General features: G+C 70.9%; 12 protein-coding genes and 1 pseudogene. 4 read left to right on the forward strand and 9 right to left on the reverse strand.

Annotation, left to right across the window (positions count from 1 at the left end; translation table 11 throughout):
• Positions 1–91: 91 nt before the first annotated feature.
• Together BN1555_RS30095 and BN1555_RS30100 are read right to left on the reverse strand one after the other, a co-directional pair.
• Complete coding sequence (locus tag BN1555_RS30095; protein ID WP_093802288.1) at positions 92–661, reverse strand: hypothetical protein; 570 nt, start codon at positions 659–661, stop codon at positions 92–94.
• Between the two features lie 167 nt (positions 662–828).
• On the reverse strand, positions 829–3,522 hold the full coding sequence (locus tag BN1555_RS30100) for a cellulose binding domain-containing protein (RefSeq protein WP_093802289.1): 2,694 nt from the start codon (positions 3,520–3,522) through the stop codon (positions 829–831).
• 577 nt (positions 3,523–4,099) lie between these two features.
• Between BN1555_RS30100 and BN1555_RS30105 the strand changes: the two genes are divergently transcribed.
• Both BN1555_RS30105 and BN1555_RS30110 read left to right on the forward strand, forming a co-directional pair.
• A complete protein-coding gene (locus BN1555_RS30105) occupies positions 4,100–5,824 on the forward strand; it encodes a glycoside hydrolase family 6 protein (protein ID WP_093802290.1) in 1,725 nt (574 codons plus the stop codon).
• Positions 5,825–6,051: 227 nt separating this feature from the next.
• Positions 6,052–7,059 carry a LacI family DNA-binding transcriptional regulator gene (locus tag BN1555_RS30110; RefSeq protein ID WP_093802291.1) on the forward strand — a complete coding sequence of 336 codons (1,008 nt, stop codon included), beginning with the start codon at positions 6,052–6,054 and terminating at the stop codon, positions 7,057–7,059.
• A 69-nt stretch (positions 7,060–7,128) separates the two neighbouring features.
• Here BN1555_RS30110 and BN1555_RS30115 read toward each other — a convergent pair whose 3' ends face one another.
• From BN1555_RS30115 to BN1555_RS30145, 7 genes and pseudogenes are all read right to left on the reverse strand, one after another.
• Complete coding sequence (locus BN1555_RS30115; RefSeq protein ID WP_093802292.1) at positions 7,129–9,069, reverse strand: rhamnogalacturonan lyase; 1,941 nt, start codon at positions 9,067–9,069, stop codon at positions 7,129–7,131.
• Between the two features lie 108 nt (positions 9,070–9,177).
• Positions 9,178–9,882 carry a glycoside hydrolase family 12 protein gene (locus tag BN1555_RS30120; protein WP_093802293.1) on the reverse strand — a complete coding sequence of 235 codons (705 nt, stop codon included), beginning with the start codon at positions 9,880–9,882 and terminating at the stop codon, positions 9,178–9,180.
• Between the two features lie 107 nt (positions 9,883–9,989).
• Positions 9,990–11,939 (reverse strand): beta-galactosidase, encoded by a 1,950-nt coding sequence (locus tag BN1555_RS30125; RefSeq protein ID WP_255306255.1) that lies wholly within the window; start codon positions 11,937–11,939, stop codon positions 9,990–9,992.
• Positions 11,936–14,146, reverse strand: coding sequence for a sialidase family protein (locus BN1555_RS30130; RefSeq protein WP_093802294.1), 2,211 nt, complete (start codon positions 14,144–14,146; stop codon positions 11,936–11,938). The genes BN1555_RS30125 and BN1555_RS30130 overlap by 4 nt, the downstream gene beginning before the upstream one ends.
• 139 nt (positions 14,147–14,285) lie before the next feature.
• A complete protein-coding gene (locus BN1555_RS30135) occupies positions 14,286–15,203 on the reverse strand; it encodes a carbohydrate ABC transporter permease (protein WP_255306256.1) in 918 nt (305 codons plus the stop codon).
• Positions 15,204–15,211: 8 nt separating this feature from the next.
• Positions 15,212–16,321, reverse strand: coding sequence for an ABC transporter permease (locus BN1555_RS30140; RefSeq protein ID WP_255306257.1), 1,110 nt, complete (start codon positions 16,319–16,321; stop codon positions 15,212–15,214).
• 29 nt (positions 16,322–16,350) lie between these two features.
• A pseudogene (locus BN1555_RS30145) lies at positions 16,351–18,029 on the reverse strand (extracellular solute-binding protein).
• A 276-nt stretch (positions 18,030–18,305) separates the two neighbouring features.
• Here BN1555_RS30145 and BN1555_RS30150 point away from each other — a divergent pair.
• On the forward strand, positions 18,306–21,164 hold the full coding sequence (locus tag BN1555_RS30150; protein WP_093803745.1) for a glycoside hydrolase family 3 C-terminal domain-containing protein: 2,859 nt from the start codon (positions 18,306–18,308) through the stop codon (positions 21,162–21,164).
• Positions 21,161–23,419 (forward strand): alpha-xylosidase, encoded by a 2,259-nt coding sequence (gene yicI, locus BN1555_RS30155; protein ID WP_093802296.1) that lies wholly within the window; start codon positions 21,161–21,163, stop codon positions 23,417–23,419. The genes BN1555_RS30150 and yicI overlap by 4 nt, the downstream gene beginning before the upstream one ends.
• Positions 23,420–23,683 lie beyond the last annotated feature (264 nt).

Raw genomic sequence — 23,683 nt, forward strand, 5'->3', positions numbered from 1 at the left:
CGCGGGCCCGGCTTCCGTGGGCCGTACGGAAGCCGGGCCCGCGCAGGCGCGTGGCCCGAAGCCGCCGGCGCGGGGCGGCCCGGAACCCGTCTCACATGTGCCGGCCCATCGGCGGCATCATCTTCTGCATCATGCCCTGGTGCTGCTGCGAGGGGCGCTGCTGTTCCCCGTGCAGGGCGTTGAGGATCAGCAGGCCGCCGGTCGTCGCGGGCACCGCCCACTGCATCCACGCCAGGTGGCGCTTGGCCTTCTCCAGGTCGACGGGGTGCTTGGCAGCCTTCTCGGTGTTCTCGGGGTCCGAGGAGGACGCGAGTTCCACCTTCTTGCCGAGCAGCCGGGCGTACGCGGTGGCGGCCAGTGCCGCACCGGTGAGAACCGTCTTGGCCAGGGTGGAGGCCGCCACACCCTGCTGGGTCGCGACGCGGGCGGAGTTGGCCGCCAGCAGGCCGCTGCCGCCCACCAGGTGGACCGCGATGGCGGCGGCGTTGACCGGCGTCCATTTCGCCCAGCCGCTACTGGCGATCCGCGCGCCCGCGGCCTCGGTTCCACCCTCGGACACGGCGGCGCCGTTCAGTCCTACGGCTCCCATCAGCGAACCGCCGAACCAGGCGGCCAGACCCAGATCGTGCATGCTGCGCAGGACGGTGTTGCGTTCCGACATCTGAAGGCTCCCTGGGGCAGAAGGTCTCGACGGCGCCTGTCCGCGACATCCTGATCACGCTCACACACCGCACGGGTCGTCGCCACAGCAGGAGTGCGAACGGATGAACCTTCGGCGGGCACACCGGGGGCGCGTGCGCGTGCGCCCCCGGCCCTGTCGGAGCGGTGTCAGCCGGTGGTGCAGGCCTTGCCCCCCTGGGTGAATGCCGCGGGTCGGTCATTGGCCCCCGACCAGCTGCCGGTGAACCCGAAGCCGACCGACGCGCCGGGTGGCACCTTCGCGTTCCAGCCCAGGTTCCTCACCGTCACCGCCGCGCCCTCCTGTGCGTACGAGGCGTTCCACAGCTGGGTGACCTTCTGGCCGTCCGGGAAGGACCAGCCCAGTGACCAGCCGTCCCAGGCCGTGCCGCCGCTGTTGGTGAGGGTCGCCTCGGCCTGGAAGCCGCCGGACCACTGGTTCGTGATCCTGTAGGTGACGGAGCAGGTGCCCGGGCCCGGAGGGTCGCCCGGGACACCGGGACCGCCGGAGTCCGCCGTGTCGCCGTACACGATGCCGCGGCCGTTGGTCCCCACGTACACCCGCCCGTAGACCCGGGGGTCACCGGTGACGGCCGCGCCGGTCCACCCCCACTGGTGGGCGTCGTCGTTGATACGGGTCCAGCTCGCTCCGGCGTCGGTGGAGCGGAAGATGCCGCGTACGCCGCCGATCTTCGCGCTGGTGTAGAGGGTCTGGTACGAGGCGCCCGGCGCGGCCTTGCCGAAACCGATCGTGTCGGCCTCGGTCACGCCGGTCAGCTTGGTGAAGGTGGCCCCGCCGTCCGTCGAGTGCCACAGCCCGTACGCGCCCCCGGCCGATCCGCCGGCCAGCCAGATGTCGCCCTTGGCGCCCGGCACCGCCTTGAAACGGACGCTGCCGTCCGTGGGCAGTCCGCTGGACGCCTTCGCCGTGAAGGTCGCACCGCCGTCCGAACTGACGTAGAAGACACCGGACTTGAAGCCGTAGAACGTCTTCGGGTCGACACGGTCGGACTCCACCACCGCGTCCGCCGGCAGGCCGGTGGACGCGGTCCAGGAGGAGCCGGACCCGGTCTGCACCCCCGCGCCCTGCGGGCTCCACACGAACCGGCCGCCGTCGGCGGACACCGCGACCGTGCCGCCGCCGGTCACGCCGGCCGGGTCGCTTCCCGCCTGCCAGGTGGTGCCGTTGTCCCGGGAGAAGGAGACGTGCGGGCCCGCTTCGGCGTTGCCCACCCGTACCACCGTGTCCGGCTCGGACTCGGCGAAGTCCAGGCTGGTCGTGGTGGAGAAGTTCGGCGACTGGTACATCAGCGCCGGCACCTTGGTGACGTCGGTGTGGCGGAAGCCGCCGATGTCCCCCAGCGCGCTCAGCAGCGGTGCGCCGGACGGCGGCGCGGCGAGGTCGTTGACCGCGGTCTCCTCCAGGCCCCGCACCATCGGCTCGACGGTGAACTTGCCGCCGGTGTCCCACGCGCCGAGGTTCTCGGTTCCGTAGACCGTCGCGCCCGTCCCGTACATCATGCGGTCCGAGTCGAACGGGTCGATCTCCAGGGCCTCGGTCATCCACCCCAGCTTCGGGCTCTGTTCGGGCGGCGCGGGATTCGCGCCCCAGGACAGCCACGGCACGGACGAGACGTCCATCGTGTAGCGGTTGGCGCGCTCTGGATACGAGGAGTAGGACCAGGCCGTCGTCCAGGTGGCGCCCCGGTCCGTGGAGCGGAAGATCTGCGTGTCCGGCCACCAGGAGCTGTAGCCCGTCACCATGACGGTGCCCGGGCGCTGCCGGTCGATGCTCAGCCCGCTGAAGCCGTAGTGCGTGTCGGCCTCGGCGACCGGGCTGATGTCCTTCCACTCCCCGGTCCTCGTCGCGTACCGCCACACCTGGCCCTTGCCGCCGTCGTACGGTCCGCCCGTGTCGCTGTAGGGGAGGTAGAGGTAGCCGTTCTCGGCGTCGAGGACGCCCTTGTGGGCGAGCAGACCGGTGGGCTGGCCCGCGAGCCGCGACCAGGTCGCGCCCGCGTCGGTCGAGCGGTAGACCGTGTTCTCCTTGTCGGCGACGCCCACGTAGACCGTCCTGGTGGCGCTGCCCGGCGATCCGGTGGACTCGTCGAAGGTGACCCAGACGATGCCCTGGTTGTCGGAGGCGTACCCGCTCGTGTCGGACGGGTCCTGCCGGTAGTTGCCGGGGTTGGGGAAGGCGGTCACCTGCGACCACGTGGCGCCCGAGTCCGTGGAGCGCCACAGGCCCTTGCCGCTGGGCGCGCCGAGGTAGAGCACGCTGTTCTTGTGCGGGTCCACCGCGAGGCGCTCGCCCATGCCGCGCCCCGGCATGTTGCCGCCCAGTTTGAACGGCAGACCGGTCTTCTTCCAGCTCGCGCCCCGGTCGGAGGAGCGCAGTACGGCGCCGTTGCCCGGGTCCCAGTCGTTGGTGTACGTGCCCACGGCCGCGTACACCTTGTTCGGCTCGACGGCGTCGGAGGCGATGCTGACGACGCCGGTGTGCCCCCAGTCGTCCCAGCCCACCGAGTCCAGGAGCGGTGTCCACGTCCGGGTGTCCTGCTGCCAGCGGTAGGCGCCGCCGATGTCGGTGCGGGCGTAGGCCAGGTTCTTCTCGGTGCGGTTGAAGACGATGCCGGGAACGAAGCCGCCGCCGTCGATCCGCACGTTCTTCCAGGTGTAGGTGTCCGCGGCCACCGCCGCGGCCGGCCTGTCCGCGGCGGCCCGGCCCGCCGGTTCGGCAAAGCCCGGTGGCGCGCCGGCGAGGAGGCCGCCGGTCAGGGCCGGCAGGGCGAGCAGGACGGAGAGCAGGCGCGCTCTGCCCGGCCGTGGCGCAGGGGATCGCATGGGGGGTGTCCCTTCAGTGGTGCCGGTGGGGCCCGGAACCGGTGATGACGTGGAGACGGGTGCGACTCCGCCGACCGGAGTGGAGTTCGGTCCTGTCGTGCTGCTCACTCCGTCGGCGGAACAACAAGCTGCGAACCAGTGGGAGCGCTCCCAGAGTGGAGAGAGGAAGCAAGAGGGGTCAAGGGGCTTGAAGAGTCGAACTAATTCGATAGATGAATACGTGAACTCCTCTGTTGCTTGACGGAACTTGCCGCTAGCTTCAAAACACCAGTGGGAGCGGTTCCATCAGTCGACGCGTCGGTGACGGCGTGTCAGAGCTGCAAGGAGTCGCTCATGTGACGCCCCCCGCATTCACCCGCACCGCTTGTCGGTGCCGCTCTCGCCCCGCCTTCGGTGGCGAGCCGGAGCACGATGCTCACGCCTGTCGCCGCTCCGTGGCCCGACGTGCACGGACCGGCGTACCCCGGTTGGCCCCGAACACCTGGAACCCCTCCTTCGGGCCGCCGCTGATCGGCAGATGTGACGGCACACCGATGCGCCGTCAGGACCTTGGACGACTCGACAGACAGGACCCGAGATGAACCGCACACGAATCGCGTTACTCGCCGCGCTCGCGCTGGTGTCCGGAACGGCCGGAACCGCCATGGCGACGATGCCCACGGACACGGGCGCGGGCGCGTCCGCCGTCCCCTGCACCGTCGACTACAAGGTGCAGAACCAGTGGGGCGGCGGGTTCAGCGCCGCCGTCACCGTCACCAACCACGGCTCCGCCAAGAACGGGTGGGCCGTGAAGTGGTCGTACGCCGGCGACCAGAAGGTCACGCAGGGGTGGAACGCCAGGATCAGCCAGAGCGGCGCCCAGGTCACCGCCGCCAATGAGGGCTACAACGCCTCGCTCGCCACGGGCGGCTCGGTCAGCTTCGGCTTCAACGCCACCCACAGCGGAACCAACGCCCTGCCCGCCGCCTTCACCCTCGACGGCGTCACCTGCAACGTCGACGGAGGCGGCCCCGGCCCCGGCCCCGGCCCCACGGATCCGCCCGTGCCGGGCACCCGGGTGGACAACCCATATGCCGGTGCCAAGGGGTACGTGAACCCGGAGTGGGCCGCGAAGGCCGCCGCCGAACCGGGCGGCGGCGCCGTAGCCGGCCAGCCCACCGGCGTCTGGCTCGACCGGACCGCCGCGATCGAGGGCGTGGGCACCGGCATGGGCCTGCGCGACCACCTCGACGAGGCGCTCAAGCAGAAGGGCACCGGCGAACTCTACGTACAGCTCGTCATCTACAACCTGCCGGGACGTGACTGCGCCGCCCTCGCCTCCAACGGTGAACTCGGCGCGACGGAGATCGACAAGTACAAGAGCGACTACATCGACCCGATCGCGGCGATCCTCGCCGACCCGAAGTACGCCTCCCTGCGGATCGTCACCACCGTCGAGATCGACTCGCTGCCCAACCTCGTCACCAACGTCACACCGCGCCCCACCGCCACGCCGAACTGCGACGTCATGAAGGCCAACGGCAACTACATCAAGGGGGTCGGCTACGCCCTCAACAAGCTCGGAAACGCACCCAACGTCTACAACTACGTCGACGCCGGGCACCACGGCTGGCTCGGCTGGGACGACAACTTCGGTGCCTCCGCCGACCTGTTCAAGCAGGCGGCCGCGGCCGAGGGCGCCACGGTCGGCGACGTCCACGGGTTCATCGTCAACACCGCCAACTACAGCGCCCTGAAGGAGAACAACTTCACCATCGACGACAGCGTCAACGGTGTCTCGGTCCGCCAGTCCAAGTGGGTCGACTGGAACCGCTACACCGATGAGCTCTCCTACGCGCAGGCCATGCGCAACAAGCTCGTCTCGATCGGCTTCGACACCAAGCTCGGCATGCTGATCGACACCTCGCGCAACGGCTGGGGCGGCAGCGCCCGTCCCGCCCAGCCGGGGCCGAAGACCAGCGTCGACACCTATGTGGACGGTGGCCGCTACGACCGCCGCATCCACCTCGGCAACTGGTGCAACCAGGCGGGTGCCGGGCTCGGCGAGCGTCCGCAGGCCGCGCCCGCCGCGGGGATCGACGCGTACGTCTGGATGAAGCCCCCGGGTGAGTCCGACGGCGCCAGCAAGGCGATCCCCAATGACGAGGGGAAGGGCTTCGACCGGATGTGCGACCCGACGTACACCGGCAACCCCCGGAACAACAACAGCATGACGGGTGCCCTGCCCGACGCTCCGCTGTCCGGCCAGTGGTTCTCCGCCCAGTTCCAGCAGCTCCTGAAGAACGCCCATCCGGCACTGTAACGTCCGGAGCACCGGTGCGGCGTCCCTCCTCAGGGGGGGCGCCGCACCACCGCGCCTCCGTCCCCGTGCGCCCTGGACGGGGGACAATAAGTCGAAGCGCTTCGACTCACCCTCTGGACAGCTCTGAAGTGCCCCTCTAAGGTCGGAACCAGTATCTGTCACTGACACTGCGGCAGCCGGAGGCGAAGCGTTTCGCCACCCCGGCCGCCATGTTCGGGAGTTGTCCAATGGTCACCCTCGCCGAGGTCGCCCGCCACGCCGGAGTCTCGGCCAGCACGGTGAGTTACGTCCTCAGCGGCAAGCGCTCGATCTCCTCCGCGACGCGCCTGCGCGTCGAACGCAGCATCCAGGATCTCGGCTACCACCCCAACGCGGGCGCCCGGGCCCTGGCGAGCAGCAAGTCCAACATCATCGCGCTGATGATGCCGCTGCGCACCGACATGTACGTACCCGTGATGATGGAGATCGCCGTCGCCGTCGCCACGACCGCGCGCACCCACGGGTACGACGTGCTGCTGCTGACCGGCGAGGAGGGCGCGCCCGCCGTACGCCGGGTCACCGGCAGCGGGATGGCGGACGCCATGATCCTGATGGACGTCGAGCTCGACGACGACCGGCTGCCGCTGCTGCGCAAGAGCGGGCAGCCCGCCGTGCTCATCGGTCTGCCCGCCGAAACAGTCGGGCTGACCTGCGTGGACCTCGACTTCGTGGCGACGGGTGCGCTCTGCGCCGAGCACCTGGCCGGCCTCGGCCACCGCGACATCGCGGTGATCGGCGAGGCGCCCGCCGTCTACGAGCGGCACACCGGCTTCGCCGAGCGCACCCTCGAAGGGCTGCGCGCCCGCGCCCGCGAGCTGGACCTGCGCCTGCTGCACCGCCCCAGCGACGGCGGGTACGACGCGATGGCCGCGACCCTCGCCCGGATCTTCGACGAGCGGCCCCGCACCACCGGCTTCGTCGTGCAGAACGAGTCGGCCGTCGAGCCGCTGCTCGCCCTGTTGCGCCGGCAGGGCCGGGCGGTCCCCGAGGACGTGTCCGTGGTCGCCGTCTGCCCGGACCCGGTCGCGGTCCATGCCTCCGTACGGCTGACGTCGGTGGCCATCCCGGCCCAGGAGATGGGGCGGCGGGCGGTGGAGCACGTTGTCGCCAAGCTGAACGGGCACGGCACGGACGGCATCGAACTGCTCGCCCCGGAACTGACGGTGCGGACCAGCACGGGGCCCGCCCCCGCCTGACCCGCACCGGCCCGGCCCGTACTGGTCTGACCTGTACCGTCGGTTCCGGTCAGTTCCGGGCTTCCTCCCTCACTTGGTGCCGAGGTAGTAACTCACCTGCGGAGGCTGGTTGTAACCGGTGTTCTGCCATGCCACACCGAGTCGGTAGACCGGGTCGCTCATGAGCGTCGGCAGGCGGTACTCGGTGGAGTGCGGGGTGGTGTACAGCCGCAGAGCGGTGGAGTCGGCGTTGCGCCACAGCATCTCCTCGCGCCAGTCGCCGAGGAGGTCGGCGCTCAGCGAGGGGTTGCCCTTGGTCCAGTTGTTGGACCGGGCGTCCTGGTCGTACCAGATGCGGGTGAGCTCACTGTCGCCGTCGTACTTCAGCACCTGGCCGTAACCGGAGCCCGCCGAACCCGACCAGCGGTGGTCGAGGAGCTCGCGGTGGGCATCGCCGTCCCACCAGATCGCGGAGTTGTACGAGGCGCCGCCGCCGAAGGCCGGGACCGTATCGCTGATCCTGGTGCCGTCGGCGGCGTGGAGCCCGCCGCCGCTGGACCAGCACTCGGCCCCGGCGTGGCCGCGTGTCAGGTCCGCGCAGATGCCGCGGCCGACGTCGGTTCCGGTCCTGCCGCCCCACAGGACCGTGCCGGTCTTCGCGTCGTGCATCTCGTAGCCGTACGCGGAGCCCGTGTGCTCGTGCACGTTGAAGGACTCCAGACCGGGGCGGGCCGGATCCAGGTCGCCGACGTGCAGCGCGTCACCGTGACCCAGCTTGGTCGTCCACAGCCCGTAGCCGTTGTCGTCGACGGCCATCGCCCCGTAGACGATCTCGTCCTTGCCGTCCGCGTCCACGTCGGCGACCGCGAGATTGTGATTGCCCTGCTGGTCGTAGCCCTTGCCCGCGTTGGTGGAGCTGTTGCTGTCGAACTTCCAGCGGCGGGTGAGGTCGGTGCCGTTCCAGTCGTACGCCGCCAGCGCGACGCGCTCGTAGATGCCGCGGCTGAAGATCATGCTGGGCCTGGAGCCGCTGACGTACGCGGTGGCGGACAGCAGCCGTCCTTCCCTGTTGCCCCAGGTGTCGCCCCAGTCGGAGACCGCGCCCCGCGCGGGCTCGAAGGGGACCGAGTCCATGACCCTGCCGGTCTGCCCGTCGAAGACCGACAGGAACTCGGGGCCGCTCAGCACCGCGCAGTCGGCGGACAGGTGCGAGGCCCTCGCGTCGCCTATGACGGTGCCGGCGGAATCCTTCGACCCGTCGGACGTCCGGACCGCCATCTCGGCCCTGCCGTCACCGTCGTAGTCGTACACCTGGAACGAGTCGTAGTGCGAACCGCTGCGCACGTTCGTGCCGAGGTCCACGCGCCACAGCCGCTTGCCGCTCAGCTCGTACGCGTCGTAGACCGTCGGGCCCGTGCAGGTACCGGAGTTGGCCACGTCGGTGGCGTTGGACGGCACCCATTTCAGGACCAGCTCGTAGGCGCCGTCGCCGTCCAGGTCCGCCGTGGAGGCGTCGTTGGCGGCGTAGGTGTAGGCGACGCCGTCGCGGGTCGTGCCGCCCGGCGGCTTGTCGAGGGGGATGTCGAGACGGCCGGAGGCCCATACGCCGGCCTTCTCGCCCGGCTGCTCCACACCGCCGACGACGGCCCGGAGCTCGTACGAGGAGCCGGTGCTTCCGGCCGTGTCGAGGTAGTTGGTCTTCTTGGTCTGCTGGATCAGCGTCCCGCCGCGGTACAGCTTGAAGGACACGTCCTCCGTGTCGCTGCCGAGCATGCGCCAGGTGACCAGGACGCCTCCGCTCGCGGGGACGGCGACGGGCCCGCGGTCGAGCTTCTCGGCCACGCGCGCGGCGGCCAGGGCGGTGGTGGCCTTGTTGGCGGGCCGGGACATCTCTCCGGCAGCTCCGGCAGCTCCGGCGGACTGGCTGACGGTCAGGGCGCCGGCGGTCGCGACGAGCGCGGTGGCGAGCAGTCCCGCGGTCTTCATGACGCCTCGGCGGCGCCGGCGGGCGAGGTGGGCGGATCCGGGCATGGAGTCGTCCTCGTCGTGTGGGGGAGGGGGAGGAGGAGATGCGCAGCCGGGCCGCCGCGGCCTTTGGAAAGGCTGCCGCGGCGACCCGGTGCCCGCGGGATGCGGGGATCAGCTGGAGGAGACCGTCAGGTTGTTGGTCCGGAAGTCCAGGCCGCCCGGCGAGCCGCTGATCTCGTAACCGAACTGGACGTCACCGATGGTCTCGTTGCCCATCCAGCGCTTGGTGTCCTTGATCCACTTCAGGACGGGCAGGATGTTCACGGTGCCGGAGGCGGAGTCGGAGGTGCGGAGGAAGGAGAAGACCTCGTTGGCACCGTTGTTGCCCTTGTACGTGGCCCAGGTGTGGCCACCGAGGGTGACGGTTCCCTGGTACGAGCCGAGGGCGCCGACGTTGCCGTTGTGGTTGACCCAGAGCATGATCTCGTAGTCGTAGTCGGTGTCCCAGATGTCGTACGACGTGTTGTAGTCGCCCGACGACGGGACGGTGACGTTGTAGCTGCTGGAGAGCGAGGAGAGGGCGGTGATCGACTTGCCGATCACCTTCTTGGAGTTGGGGTAGGACTTGATGCCGCTGGTGGCCGGGTGGTCGGCCCAGACCCCCCATGTGGTGCCGGAGTTGGCCCACACGCACTGGCTGCCGGCGCCGGATCCCCAGATGTTGTTGTAGAGCGTGTAGCCGTTCAGGCTGGTGTTGCCCCACTTGTCGCAGGTGTTCCAGACGGCGGCGTGGGCGGGGGCCGACGCGAGGCCGACCAGGCCGGTGAGGGCCAGTGCGGGGGCGAGAAGGGCTGTGACGAGCGTGCGACGTGCCATGGGTGTTCCTTTCCATGGGTGGGGGGACGCGCTACCGCGTGGTCAGGGGGACCACACGGGGGTTCGGGGATGTGTGGGAGGTGGCGGGGAGGAGGGGGAGGGAAGGGCTACGGGCGGAGCACCGCCACGCCGTAACGGGCCAGCATCAGCGAGCCCTCGATCGAGGCGCCGCTGAGCAGGTCGTCGTGGCTGCCGGGCAGGCTCACCGTCACCGGCTCGCGCCCGTGGTTCAGCAGGAAGAGGAGTTCGCCGCGGCGTACGGCCTCCACTCCGGCGGGGAGACCGGTGAGCGGAGGCCGTACGCCGGCTTCCCGGGTGACGCGCGCGAGCAGTCCACGCAGCGCCTCCGGCTCGGGGAGGGTGGAGACGTACTGCGCGCGGCCCTTGCGCAGGACGGCCGGCAGACCGTCGAGTTCGCCACCCTTGTAGCGGACGAGTGTCTCGGCGTCCGCCGCGGCTTCCAGTTCCTCGGACCACAGCGTGCCCCGGAAGCCCTCGCACTCCACCGTCTCGTCCGCGTCCAGCGGCCACCACTCGTGGACCGTGCGGATGCCGAAGAGCTCCCTCAGGCGCGGGTCCATGCCACCGGGGCGGATGCGGTCGTCCTCGTCGGCGGCTCCCGTGTGGAAGCCGCACACGAGGGTGCCACCGTCGCGCACGTACGCCAGGAGGTTGTCGATCGCGGCGTCGGTGAGGAGGTAGAGGTGCGGGACGACGACCACGGCGTACCCGCCCAGCGCGCCCTCGGGACGGGCGAAGTCGGTCGCGACGCCCTCCTCCCACAGGGCGCGGTGCCAGGCCCGCACGACCTGCGGGTACTCGACGCGGACCGAGGGGCGGCCCTCCTGCTGGTCGGCCCACCAGGACTCCCAGTCGTGCAGGATCGCCACCTGGGAGGGGGAGTGGGTGCCGGTGACCGCGGGGGCCAGCCGGGCGAGTTCGGCACCGAGGCGGCCGACCTCCCGGAACGTACGGCCGTGCTCGCCCGCGTGGCTGACCATTCCGGAGTGGTACTTCTCCGAGCCCTGCCGGGACTGCCGCCACTGGAAGTAACAGACGGCGTCCGCTCCGCGGGCCACGGACTGGAGGGAGAGCAGGCGGTTCAGGCCGGGCGGCTTCGGGTGGTTGACGCCGCGCCAGTTGACCGGGCCCGCCGCCTGCTCCATCACCATCCAGGGGCCGCCCGCCTGGGAGCGGGTCATGTCGCCGATCATGGCGTTGTACTGGCCCGCCCACGGGTCCTTGGGGTCCGGGTAGATGTCGACCGAGACGATGTCCTCGTGGCGGGACCACTTCCAGGCGTCCTGGCCCGTCCAGAACGGCATGAAGTTGGTGGTGACCGGGATGTGCGGGGTGTGGCGGGCGACGATGTCGCGCTCGGCGAGGTAGCACTCCAGGAGCGCGTCGGACGTGAAGCGCTTGAAGTCGAGCCCCTGGGCCGGGTTCTTCATGTACTGCGCGCGGCGGGGCGGGAGGATCTCCTCCCAGGAGTCGTAGCGCTGGCTCCAGAAGGCGGTGCCCCAGGCCTCGTTGAGGGCGTCCGTCGAGGTGTACTTGGCGCGCAGCCAGTCACGGAAGGCGCGGGCCGCCTCGTCGCCCCAGTCGTGGGTGCAGTACTCGTTGTTGATGTGCCACATGGTGAGCGCCGGGTGGCTGCCGTAGCGGGCGGCGAGGTCCTCGGTGATGGCGGCCGCGTACCGCCGGTAGACGAGACTGGAGTGGGAGAACTGCTGGCGGGAACCCCACCAGACGGTCCGGCCGTCCTCGTCGCGCGGCAGCGTCTCGGGGTGCAGCTTGCCCATCCACGGCGGCGGGGAGGCGGTGGGGGTCGCGAGGACCACTCCGATGCCGTTCTCGTGCATCAGGTCCATCAGGCGGTCCAGCCAGCCGAACTCGCGTGCTCCGGGGCGCGGTTCGATCTTCGCCCAGGAGAAGACGCCGAGGGTGACGGAGTTGACGCCCGCCTGCTTCATGAGGCGTACGTCGTCGGACCAGACCTCCTCGGGCCACTGCTCGGGGTTGTAGTCGCCGCCGAAGAGCAGCCGGTCGTCGATCACCTGGGGTCTCCGTACTGGATGCCCCGGCCGTTGGTGCCGAGGTAGACGCGGCCGTGGATCCTGGGGTCGCCGGTGATGGTCTCGCCGGTCCAGCCCCACTGGTGGGCGTCGTCGTTGATGCGGATCCAGGTCTTCGCCCCGTCGTCGGAGCGGTAGACGGCGGTGAGGGCGTCCACGGACCCGACCTGGTAGACCGCCGGGTACGAGGCGCCGTGAGCGGCCCTGCCGAAGCCGAGGTTGTACGAGGCCCGGCAGCTGGTGACCCGGGTGAAGGACGCGCCGCCGTCCGTCGACCGGTACAGGCCGTTCCCCTTGGCGGACAGCCACAGGTCGCCGCTGCGTCCGGGGGCGGCCACGATCTTGAACTGGGCGTCGCCGGACGGCAGTCCGGCCGCCCGGGCGGTGAAGGTGCGACCGCTGTCCGTACTGGTGTACAGGGTTCCCGCGTCGGAGTCGTACGCGTAGAAGAGCGTCGGGCGGACCGGGTCGGCGACCGGTGTGGCGCCCTTCGGGAAGGAGGGGACCTCGGACCAGGTGGCGCCGTTGTCGGCGGAGCGGTACGCGGGATGCCTGGTTCCGTCCCAGTGGACGAAGGACCACAGCAGGGTCTTCCCGTCGGCGCTCACGGCGATCGGCCCCGGCGCACTGGTGGCGAGGTCCGGCTGCGCCGCGAAGGGCGCCCAGGTCCGGCCGCCGTCGCGGGAGTACGCGCCGTTGCCGTGGTCGCCCCAGCCGGCCCGCACCACGTACGAGGGCCTGAGCGCGGCCTGGGCGAGCCCGGTGGCCGACCCCATGACGGGGTTCGACGCCATGCCGCGCGAGGGGGAGGCCGTCAGCCGCTCGTGGTACATCACGCCGAGGTCCCCGAGCCCGCTGATCAGATGCGCCTCGCCGGCCGGGGGCGAGATCAGCTGGCGGACGGCGGCCTCCTCCAGGCCCCGGATCTGCGGTGCCCAGTGGACGAGGTCGCGGGTGCCGAAGAGGGTCGCGCCCGTGCCGTACACGATGTGCTTCGAGTCGTACGGGTCGATGGCGACGGTCTGGATCCACCAGCCGAACTTGGGCTTGTCCTCACCCCACTTCAGGTAGGGGGTCTCGGAGACGTCGAGGACGGCGGTGTCCTTGAGGGAGGTCCAGGACTTCCCGCCGTCGGTGGAGCGGAAGAGGGTGTCGACCTCCGACCAGCGGTTGTTGGTCGACACGACGACCGTGCCGGAGCGGCGCGCGTCCACCGCGAGACCGCCGTAGCCGAAGGCGCCGCCCTCCCGCACCGGGGTGACGTCCGTCCACCGGCCGGTCACGGTGTTCAGTTTGTGGACCGAGCCGCCGGTCTGGTTGTTGGGCCCGGGGCCGTCGGCGTACGTGACGTACAGGGCGCGGGTGCCGGTGTCGTACGCGGCGTGGATCGGCACCTTGGCGGTCTCGCCGGCCGGCTGCCCGGGTACGGCCACCCAGCCCGCGCCGGTCCTCCGGTACAGGTTCGCCGCGCCGCCGTCGCCCCAGCCGGCGTACACGGCCCGTCCCGCGGCGGCGAGGAAGGTGATGCCCTGGCCGGAGGCGGACGGCGTGGCCGGGAAGTCCGCCGCGGCCCAGGTGGCGCCGCGGTCCGTCGACCTGAGCAGGCCGTCGTGGCGGGTGCCCAGCCACAGGGTGTCGCCCGCGCCCGGATCGACGAGCAGGCGCTCACCGGTGCCGCGGCCGTCCTCGTTGGCGCCGAGCTTGACCGTCAGGTCGGCGCGGGACCACGTGGCGCCCCTGTCGTCCGAGCGGAGTACGGCGCCGTATTCGCTCCAGGGCTGGGAGTACGTGCCGAGGGCGAGGTAGAGGCGGTCGGGGCGGGCGGGGTCGACGGCGATCGCCTCGACGCCCAGCAGGTTCCAGTCGTCCCAGCCGAGGTGGTCGGTCAGCGGGGTCCAGGTGCCGGTGGTGTCGGACCACCGGTACGCGCCGCCGATGTCCGTACGGGCGTAGGCCAGCCCCTTCACTCGGGGGTGGAAGAGCACACCGGTGATGAAGCCGGTGCCGCCGATGACGGCGTTGCGCCAGCGGTACGGCCGGGTGCCGGCGGCCGCGCCGGCGGGGGTGGGCTTCGTGGCGGACGCGGCGTGGGCGGCGCCCGGGGCGGCGGGCAGCGCGGTGAGCGCGGCCGCGGCCGAGGCGCCGGCGAGCAGGGAACGCCTGCTGGGCGTGCGCGGCGTTTCCGGCATGGTGGTCTCCTTCTTGCGGGCAGGAGGGGGAGAGGGGGCACGAGTGGTGGGTGCCGCCGCGCGCGGGCGGTTCAGGTGCGCTCGCGCGCGGCGGCGGTCCGGAGTCCCGGCCTCGGGAGCCGGGGGCGGGGCAGGGCCGTCAGCCCTTGACCGCGCCGGTGAGCATGCCTTGCTTGAAGTGCTTCTGCACGAAGGGCGAGAGCACCGCGACCGGCACGAGGGCCAGCACCATCACCGCCATCTGGATGGCGAGCGGCGACAGCTGCCCGGTGTTGATGACCTGCGCCAGGCCGGTGGGCCGGGTCTGCTTGATGACCAGCTGCTGCATGATGTTCTGGAGCGGCAGCATGTCGGGGTCGCTGATGTAGATCGAGGCGTTGAACCACGCGCTCCAGTAGCCGACCGCGTAGAAGAGCGTGATCACCGCGACCACCGCCCGCGAGAGCGGCATGACGATCTGCCAGAGGATGCGGAGGTCTCCGGCTCCGTCGATGCGGGCGCTCTCGATGAGTTCCTGCGCGGTGCTCATGAAGAACGCGCGCAGCACCAGGATGTTGAAGACGTTGAGAGCGCTCGGCAGGATCAGCGACAGATAGGTGTCGGTGAGCCCCAGGCCCTGCACCACCAGGTAGGTGGGGATCAGCCCGGCGCCGAAGAACATCGTGGCGATCAGGAACACGAGGATCGGCCGGTGGAGCACGGACCCGGTGCGCGAGAGGCCGAAGGCGCAGAGCACGGACACCGTCATGCTGAAGAGCGTGCCGATGACGGTGACGCCGACGCTGACCAGCGCGGCGCGGGTGACCTGGCCACCGCTCAGCAGTTCCTGGTAGGCGATGAAAGTGATGTCCCGGGGGATCACCACCAGGCCGCCGGTCTCGGTGATCGTCTTCGCCGAGGACAGGCTGGTGACGATCACCACCCAGAGCGGGAAGAGCACGCCCAGGCAGACCAGGACCAGCGTCACCCCCTTGGTGGCGAGCCCCGCCCGGCTGGGTTCCTCCTCCCACGCCGGGCGCAGCCGGCCGCGCACGAAGCGGCCCTGTGCGGTTCCCATGAGCGCGCTCATCGCTTGTACACCCCCTGCTCGCCCATCAGGTGGGCGACCTTGTTGGCTCCGAGCACCAGCAGGAGGCCGAAGACGCCCTTGATGATCCCGACGGCGGCCGCGTAGCTGAAGTTGCCGTTCTGGATGCCGATGTTCCAGACGTAGGTGTCCAGGACTTCGGCGGCGGTCGGCCCGACCGCGGTGCGCTGGAGGAGGATCTGCTCGAAGCCGACCGTGAGCGCGTTGCCGACCTGGAGCACCAGGAGCAGCGCCACGACCGGACGCAGGGCGGGCAGGGTGATGTGCCACATCCGCCGCCAGCGGTTGGCGCCGTCCATCGCGGCGGCTTCGTACAGGTCCGGGCTGACGGCGGCCAGCGCGGCGAGGAAGACGATGACCCCCCAGCCCGCGTCCTTCCAGACCATCTCGAAGGTGATCAGGAACTTGAACAGACCCGGGTCGGTCATGAGGTCGAACCCGCCGTGGCCGTGGTCGCGCAGCGTCTGCGCCACCAGGCCCGCCCCGCCGAACATCTGCTGGAAGATCGTGACGACCAGGACCCAGGAGAAGAAGTGCGGCAGGTAGAGGATCGCCTGGGCGACCGCCCGCACCCGGGGACGTACGAAGCTGTTGATGAACAGCGCGAGCAGGATCGGGACCGGGAAGAACAGCGTCAGCTGGATCAGGAAGATCGCGAGGGTGTTCCTGAGCGACTGCCAGAACAACCGGTCCTCGACCATGTGGCGGAAGTGTTCGATTCCGACCCACGGGCTCTGCGCGATCGCCTGGAGCGCGTTGTCCGCGATGTACGGGTCGTAGTCCTGGAAGGCCACGACATTGCCGATCAGCGGCACGTAGTTGAAGACCAGCAGCAGCAGGAGGGCCGGCACGACCATCAGCAGCAGGGCGCGGTCCCGCCGCAGCCGGTGCCGCAGCGTGATGCCGCCCACCGTCCTGCCGGAGCCGGGGCGTTCCCCCTCGGTGCCTGCCCGCTCCCCGCTCCGGCCGGTTTCCTCCCCCTCGTCAGGTGGCGGCTGCGGCGTGTCGCCGCGGTCCGCCCGGGTCACCCCCGTGGTGCTCTCCCCGGGAGCGACCCCCGGGTCCTTGGCCGAAGTGCTGTGGGCCATCGTGTCTCCTCGGTGCCGCGCGGCGCTGGTCAGATGGCCGAGCTGCCCGTCTCGTCGAGCAGCTTCATGTACCAGTCGCGCAGCTCGTCGCCGCCGCCGGACTTCCAGTCGGAGACCGCCCGCTGCATGTCACCGATCTTCTTGCGGCCGCGCACGATGTCCTTCTCCAGGTCCTCGAACTGGCTGTTGAGCTCGGTGTACCGGTTGGGCTCCTGGATCTGCATGCCGTAGAAGAGCGGCTTCCTGAGGTGCGCCCCCATGCGCTGCTGCCACCCGGTCATGCCCCTGACCACGTCGGGCTGGTCGGGATAGGCGAGGAAGGGAGCGGGGGACGCGATGTACTCGTACGTCCCGAAGACCTCGTTGTTTCCCTTGCCGTTCTTGGTGAGCACCCCGTTCTCGAGGGTGTGGTGGACACCCTCGACACCGAACTGCCGCAGCCGCTGCTCCTTCGAGCCGTACGGCGCGGCGGTGAAGTTGGCGAGCGCGAGGACGTCGCGGACCGTCTTCTCGTCGGCCTTCTCGTTGACGAAGCACCACATGTTGGAGGGCGCGGCCGCGTAGAGGGTGGGCTTGCCGCCGTCGTGGGCGAAGTAGTCCATCGCCGCCATGGCGAACTTCTTGTTCTCCACGCGCTGGACCGCGGTCTTCCCGTACCAGTCGGACAGGTCGGCGTTGTACATCAGGACCTTGCCGCCGGCGAAGAGGTTGCCGATGTCGCCGCTCTCGGACTTGGCGTCCGGATGCACGAAGCCGGCCGAGTACAGCGACCGCGACCAGTCCAGGGCTTCCAGGAACTCGGGGTCTCGTAGCGGTTGACCAGCTTGCCGTCGACGAGCTGCCAGTAGTGCGGCTTCTCGGGCAGTACGCCGAAGAAGGCGTAGGCCGCCCAGGTCATGTCACCGCAGGCCCAGACCTTGCTCTTCGGAGCGTTGAGCTCCTTGCAGAGGTCGTAGAACTCCTTGGTGGACTTCGGAGCGGTGAGCCCCTTCCGGTCGAAGAGGTCGGCGCGGTAGAACGCCGCGATGTTGGGGGTGTCGGCCCCCGGCATCGGCAGCCCGCGCAGCTTGCCGCCGAAGACCGACCGCCGCCAGGCCGGGGTGGGGATCGCGGCGAGGTTCGGGTACTCCTTGACCTTGTCGCCCGACAGGTACGGGCCCAGGTCGGCGAACTTGTTGCTGACGGCGCTGGGGATCTTCCCCATCAGCTCCCAGCCGGGGATGACGACCGCGTCCGGTATGGAGCTGGAGGCGAGGACCGCGCCCAGCTTCTGGCCGTAGGAGGCACCGTCCTGGTTCTGCCACTTGACGCGGACACCGGCCCCTTCGTCCATCGCCGTCCAGTACGGATTGCCCGCCTGGGGGGACGTGCCGTAGATCGGCGACATGATGGTGAGCTCGCTGCCCCTGCCGAGCTTCTTCGGGACCGACACGACGAGCTTGTCGGCGGACAGTGCGGTGGTGAAGCCGGCCGCGGAACCGTTCCTGCTGGGGAAGTCCGGGGTGACCAGGGACGTCGCCGCGTAGGCGGGGAGCAGGTCCTTCAGTTTCTTCCCCGTTGTCGTGCCCTCGTTCTTCGACCCGCCGCCGCCCCCGCAGGCGGTGAGCAGCGGCATGCCGCCGGCCACCGCCACCGCGGCGACCGCGGTGGACGAGAGGAGGCTTCTCCGGCTCAGGGCAGAGCGGGAGGGTGGGGAGTTCGGCGTCATTGCGTCAACCCTTCGTGGCGCGCCTGGACACACAGCGGTAACCGCCGGTCGGCTTTCGAAGCGCTTCAATGTTGCTGCGAGGTTAAGTGAAGCTGCGGGCCGGAACAAGGCTCGATACGCACATTCTTCGGTCAGGGCACAGAAGTGGTGTAGTCCATTCGTCGCTTGAGGTGGCCGTGATGCGCGGGTGTGAGTCCTTGACACGCGAACCGTCGAGCACCGAGCATCGAAGCGCTTCGAAGATTTCTTCCTCCAGTGCCACAAGGGGATATGTACGTGACGACAAGCCCGCCACCGTTCCGCGACCCCGCTCTTCCCTTCGGCAAGCGCATCGACGACCTGCTGGCCCGCCTGACGCTCGACGAACGCATCGCGATGCTGCACCAGTTCGCACCCGCCGTGGAACGGCTCGGCATCGGCCCCTTCCGCACCGGACAGGAGGCCCTGCACGGTGTCGCCTGGATGGGGCCCGCGACGGTCTTCCCGCAGGCGGTGGGGCTCGGAGCGAGCTGGAACGAGGACCTGGTGCGCAGGGTCGGCGAGGCGGTCGGCACCGAAGCGCGGGCCATGCGCTCCCGCGACGACCGCGTCGGCCTCAACGTCTGGGCGCCCACCGTGAACCTGCTGCGCCACCCGCTGTGGGGCAGGGGCGAGGAGGGGTACTCGGAGGACCCCGTGCTCACCACGGCGATCGCGGTCGCGTACACCAGGGGCCTGCGCGGCGACCACCCGGTCTACTGGCGCACCGCGCCCGTCCTCAAGCACTGGCTGGCCCACAACAACGAGACCCTCAGGGACACTTCGTCCGCGTCGGTGCGGCCGCGCGTGCTGCACGAGTACGACCTGCGCGCCTTCCGGGGAGCCGTCGAAGCGGGCGCGGTCGCCGGGGTGATGCCCGCGTACAATCTGGTCAACGGCCGTCCCAACCACGTGTCGCCCCATCTGTCCGAGCACTTGCGCACCTGGACCGACGAGGAGCTGCTGGTGTGCTCCGACGCCGGCGCGCCCACCAACCTCGTCGAGTCCGAGAAGTACTTCGACACCCACGAAGAGGCCACCGCCGCCGCGCTCCGCGCCGGCGTGGACAGCTTCACCGACCACGGCACCGACGCGTCGGTCGTCACCGGCCGGATCCGCCGCGCCCTGGAGCAGGGGCTGCTCTCCGAGCCGGACATCGACACGGCGGTACGCCGCCACCTCTCCGTCCGGTTCCGGCTCGGCGAGTTCGACCCCGGTCTCGACCCGTACGCGGGCACCACCCTGCGGGACTTCGACACCGGTGAGCACCGGGCCCTCGCCCAGGAGGCCGCCGAGCAGGCGATCGTGCTGCTCAAGAACGACGGGATGCTGCCGCTCGCCGAGGGCACCCGGATCGCGGTCGTGGGACTGCTCGCCGACGAGTGCAAGACCGACTGGTACAGCGGCTCGCTGATCCGCCGCTCCACGGCACTCGACGGCCTGCGCGAACGCTTCGGCGCCGAGAACGTCACCTTCGCCGAGGGCGTGGACCGGGTCCGCCTGAAGTGCTCCACGGGCTGGCTCCAGGTGCCCCGGGCCCCGGCGGGCGGCGAGGAGCGGGCGGTGGAAGGCGCACTGGACCCGGCGCTGCTCACGGGCCGTACCGACCTGCCGCCCCTGACCACGGGGTCCGAGCCCACCGAACTCGCCCTGATCGACTGGGGCGGCGGAACGCTGACGCTGCGCGCCCCCGACGGCCGGTACCTCTCGGCCGGCGCCGACGGATTCGTCCGCGCGTCCGCCGACCGGCCCGGAGGATGGGTGGTCCAGGAGACCTTCACGCTGGAGAGCCGGGGGGAGGAGTCCCTCCTCAGGCACACGGGTACGGGCGGGTACGTCGGTGTCACCGCCGACGGCACGGTGGAGGTCGCCGCCGAGGGGGAGGGCTTCACGATCGAATTCCTGGAGCGGGGCGAGGAGGCGGTGACCCGCGCCGCGGCCGCCGCGGACGTCGTGGTCGTCGTCGCCGGAAACGACCCGCACATCAACGGGCGCGAGACCGAGGACCGTACGACGCTGGCCCTGCCGCCGCACCAGGAGCGGCTGTGGCGCGCGGCCCGGGACGCCAATCCGCGTACCGCGCTGGCCCTGGTCTCGGCCTATCCGTACGCGGTCGCCGACGCCCACGCCGAGCTGCCCGCGCTGCTCTGGAGCGCGCACGGCGGCCAGGCCGCGGGCACCGCGCTCGCCCGCGTACTGGCCGGCGACGTCTCACCGGCCGGGCGGCTGCCGCAGACCTGGTACGCGGCCGACGCCGACCTCCCGGACCTGTTCGACTACGACATCATCGGCTCCCGCCAGACGTACCTGTACTTCGGGGGCTCCCCGCTCTACCCCTTCGGGCACGGCCTGGGCTACTCGTCCTTCGCCTACGAGGACCTGGCGGCCGAGCGTGACGGGGATCTGCTCCACGTCGCGCTGACCGTCACGAACACCGGTCCCGTCGACGCCGGCGAAGTGGTCCAGCTCTACACCCGGGCGGTGGACCCGCCGGTCCTCCGGCCGTCCCGGCAGCTCGCCGCGCACCGCCGCGTGCACCTCGCCGCAGGGGCGGCACAGCGCCTGGAGTTCCGGCTCCCGCTGTCGGAGCTGGGGTTCTGGGACGTCGCCCACGCCCGCTGGGCCGTGGCACCCGGCACGTACGAACTGCTCGCCGGGGCCTCCAGCGCGGACATCAGGCTCACCGCGTCCGTACGGGCCGAAGGCGACCCGCTCGCCGCCAGACCCGTACGGGAGGCGGGCCTCGATGCCGCGTCGTACGACGAACAGCGCGGCACCGAGATCGTCGACCGCACCAGGACGTCCGGTGACGCCGTGACACCGGCCGACGGCGCCGACGAGGGACAACTGGTCTTCCGTGACTGCGACTTCGGGGAGGACGGCGTCCGTTCCGTCACCGTCGAGACGTCCGGTGGGGGATCCGTCGAACTCACCTGGGGCGCCACGGCCACCACCGTCGCCGTCACCCCGGCCGGCGGACCGTACGACTACGCGACCCGCACCGCCCCCTTCACCGCCTCCGGCGTGCACGACCTGGCCGTGCGGCTGCGCGGCTCCGTCCGCCTGGCACGGCTCACCTTCCCGTCCGCACCGAATCCGAGGAACACCACTCGATGAAGTTCACCGACGGCTTCTGGCTCATGCGCGACGGCGTACGGGCCTCGTACGCGACCGAGGTACGCGATCTGCGCGCGGGCGACGACCACTTCACGGCGTACGCGTCCGTCAAGCGCGTACGCGACCGCGGCGACACCCTCAACTCCCCGCTCATCACCGTCGAATGCTTCTCCCCGGCCGAGGGCGTCATCGGCGTCCGCACCACCCACCACGCCGGCCGGGCGCACCGCGGCCCCGACTTCACCCTGCCGGGCGCGCAGGTGGAACCCGGCGCCGGCAAGGTTCGCCGTGAGGCGGACGTCACCGAGCTGACCAGCGGACCGCTCACGCTGCGCCTGAACACCGGCGCCGAGGCACCCTGGGGCCTGGAGTTCCTCGACGCCGAAGGGCAGCGGCTGACGGCCGTCGAGCGCCGGGGCACCGCCTTCGCCACCACCCCCGACGGCGCCCACCACATGATCGGGCAGCTCGCGCTCGGCGTCGGCGAGCACATCTACGGCCTCGGCGAACGCTTCACCCCGTACGTCAAGAACGGCCAGAGCGTCGACGTCTGGCAGGCCGACGGCGGCACGAGCAGCGAGCAGGCGTACAAGAACATCCCCTTCCACCTCTCCTCGCGCGGCTACGGCGTCTTCGTCAACCACCCCGGCAAGGTGTCGTACGAGATCGGCTCCGAGTCCGTCGGACAGGTGCAGTTCAGCGTCGAGGACCAGTCGCTGGAGTTCTACGTCGTCGCGGGGCCGACGCCCAAGGACGTGCTGCGCCGCTACACGGCGCTGACCGGCCGCCCCGCGCTGCCCCCGGCCTGGTCGTTCGGGCTGTGGCTGACGACCTCCTTCTGCACGCCGTACGACGAGGAGACCGTCACCTCCTTCGTCGACGGCATGGCGGAACACGACATCCCGCTGAGCGTCTTCCACTTCGACTGCTTCTGGATGCGCGAATACCAGTGGTCGGACCTGGAGTGGGACCCGGAGGTCTTCCCCGACCCGGAGGGCATGCTGCGCAGACTCGCGGAGCGCGGCCTCAAGGTCAGCATGTGGATCAACCCCTACATCGCCCAGAAGTCCGCGCTGTTCGCCGAGGCCGCGGCCCGGGGCTTCCTGGTACGGCGCCCGAACGGCGACGTCTGGCAGTGGGACCTGTGGCAGCCGGGCATGGCCCTGGTGGACTTCACCCACCCGGGCGCGCGCGCGTGGTACACGGACAAGCTGCGCGTCCTCCTCGACCAGGGCGTGGACTGCTTCAAGACGGACTTCGGCGAGCGCGTCCCCACCGACGTGGTCTGGCACGACGGCTCGGACCCGGAGCGGATGCACAACTACTACACGCACCTCTACAACAGCACGGTCTTCGAACTCCTGGAGAAGGAGCGGGGCCCGGGCCAGGCGGTGCTCTTCGCCCGTTCGGCGACGGCCGGAGGGCAGCAGTTCCCGGTGCACTGGGGCGGCGACTGCTTCGCGTCCCTGGGCGCCATGGCCGAATCCCTGCGCGGCGGTCTGTCCCTGTCCCTGAGCGGCTTCGGCTTCTGGAGCCATGACATCGGCGGCTTCGAGGGCACACCGGAACCGGAGGTCTTCAAACGCTGGCTCGCCTTCGGGCTGCTGTCCTCGCACAGCCGGCTGCACGGCAACGTCTCGTACCGCGTGCCGTGGGCGTTCGGCGAGGAAGCGGTGGCGGTCGCACGCAAGTTCACGCTGCTCAAGCACCGCCTGATGCCGTACCTCTACGGCGTCGCGGTCGAGGCGCACCGCACCGGCGTCCCCGTGATGCGCCCCATGCTGCTGGAATTCCCCGACGACCCCGCCTGCCGCACCCTGGACCGCCAGTACATGCTCGGTCCCGACCTCCTGGTGGCCCCCGTCTTCACTGCCGACGGAGACGTCGAGTTCTACCTCCCCGAAGGAGCCTGGACGCACCTGCTGACCGGTGAGACGGTCCAGGGGCCGGGGTGGAGGCGCGAGGTCCACGGTTTCGACAGCCTGCCGCTGTACGTGCGCCCGGGGGCACTGCTCCCGCTGGGCTCCGACGACCGGCGCCCCGACGGCGACTGGCTCGACGACCTGACGCTGCTCGTGACCCCGGACACGGACGGCGCCGTGGTCACCGTCCCCGACCTGGAGGGACGCCCCGCGGGCGTCTTCCGCGCGGTGCGCGAGGGCGACGGGGTGCGGGTCACGGCGGAGGGCTCCCAGCGGGCGTTCCGGGTCCAGGAGGCGGGGACGGGCCTCCTGCCTCGGACCGGCCCGCGATGAACGGCCCGCCACGGCGGCGGCACGGCGTTGCCGGCCCCGGCCCCGGCCCCGGCCCCGGCCTCGGGGCCGGCTGTGCCGCCGCGCCGGCCGGTGCCGGCGCCCGTGTGTACGTGGCGGCGGGCGTCCGGCCGCGTCCGGCCTCGTGGGCACGGTCTGCCCCGTGCTTCTTCGGGCGCGGGGACGCCGTGACACCGGCCGGCGCCGGCCGGTGTCACGGCGTCCGGAACGCGAGCGACCCGGCGTCGCCGGACCCGTCCGCGTACC

The sequence above is a fragment of the Streptomyces sp. Wb2n-11 genome (assembly GCF_001049855.1).
In the GTDB taxonomy this organism is placed as follows: Bacteria; Actinomycetota; Actinomycetes; order Streptomycetales; family Streptomycetaceae; genus Streptomyces; species Streptomyces altiplanensis.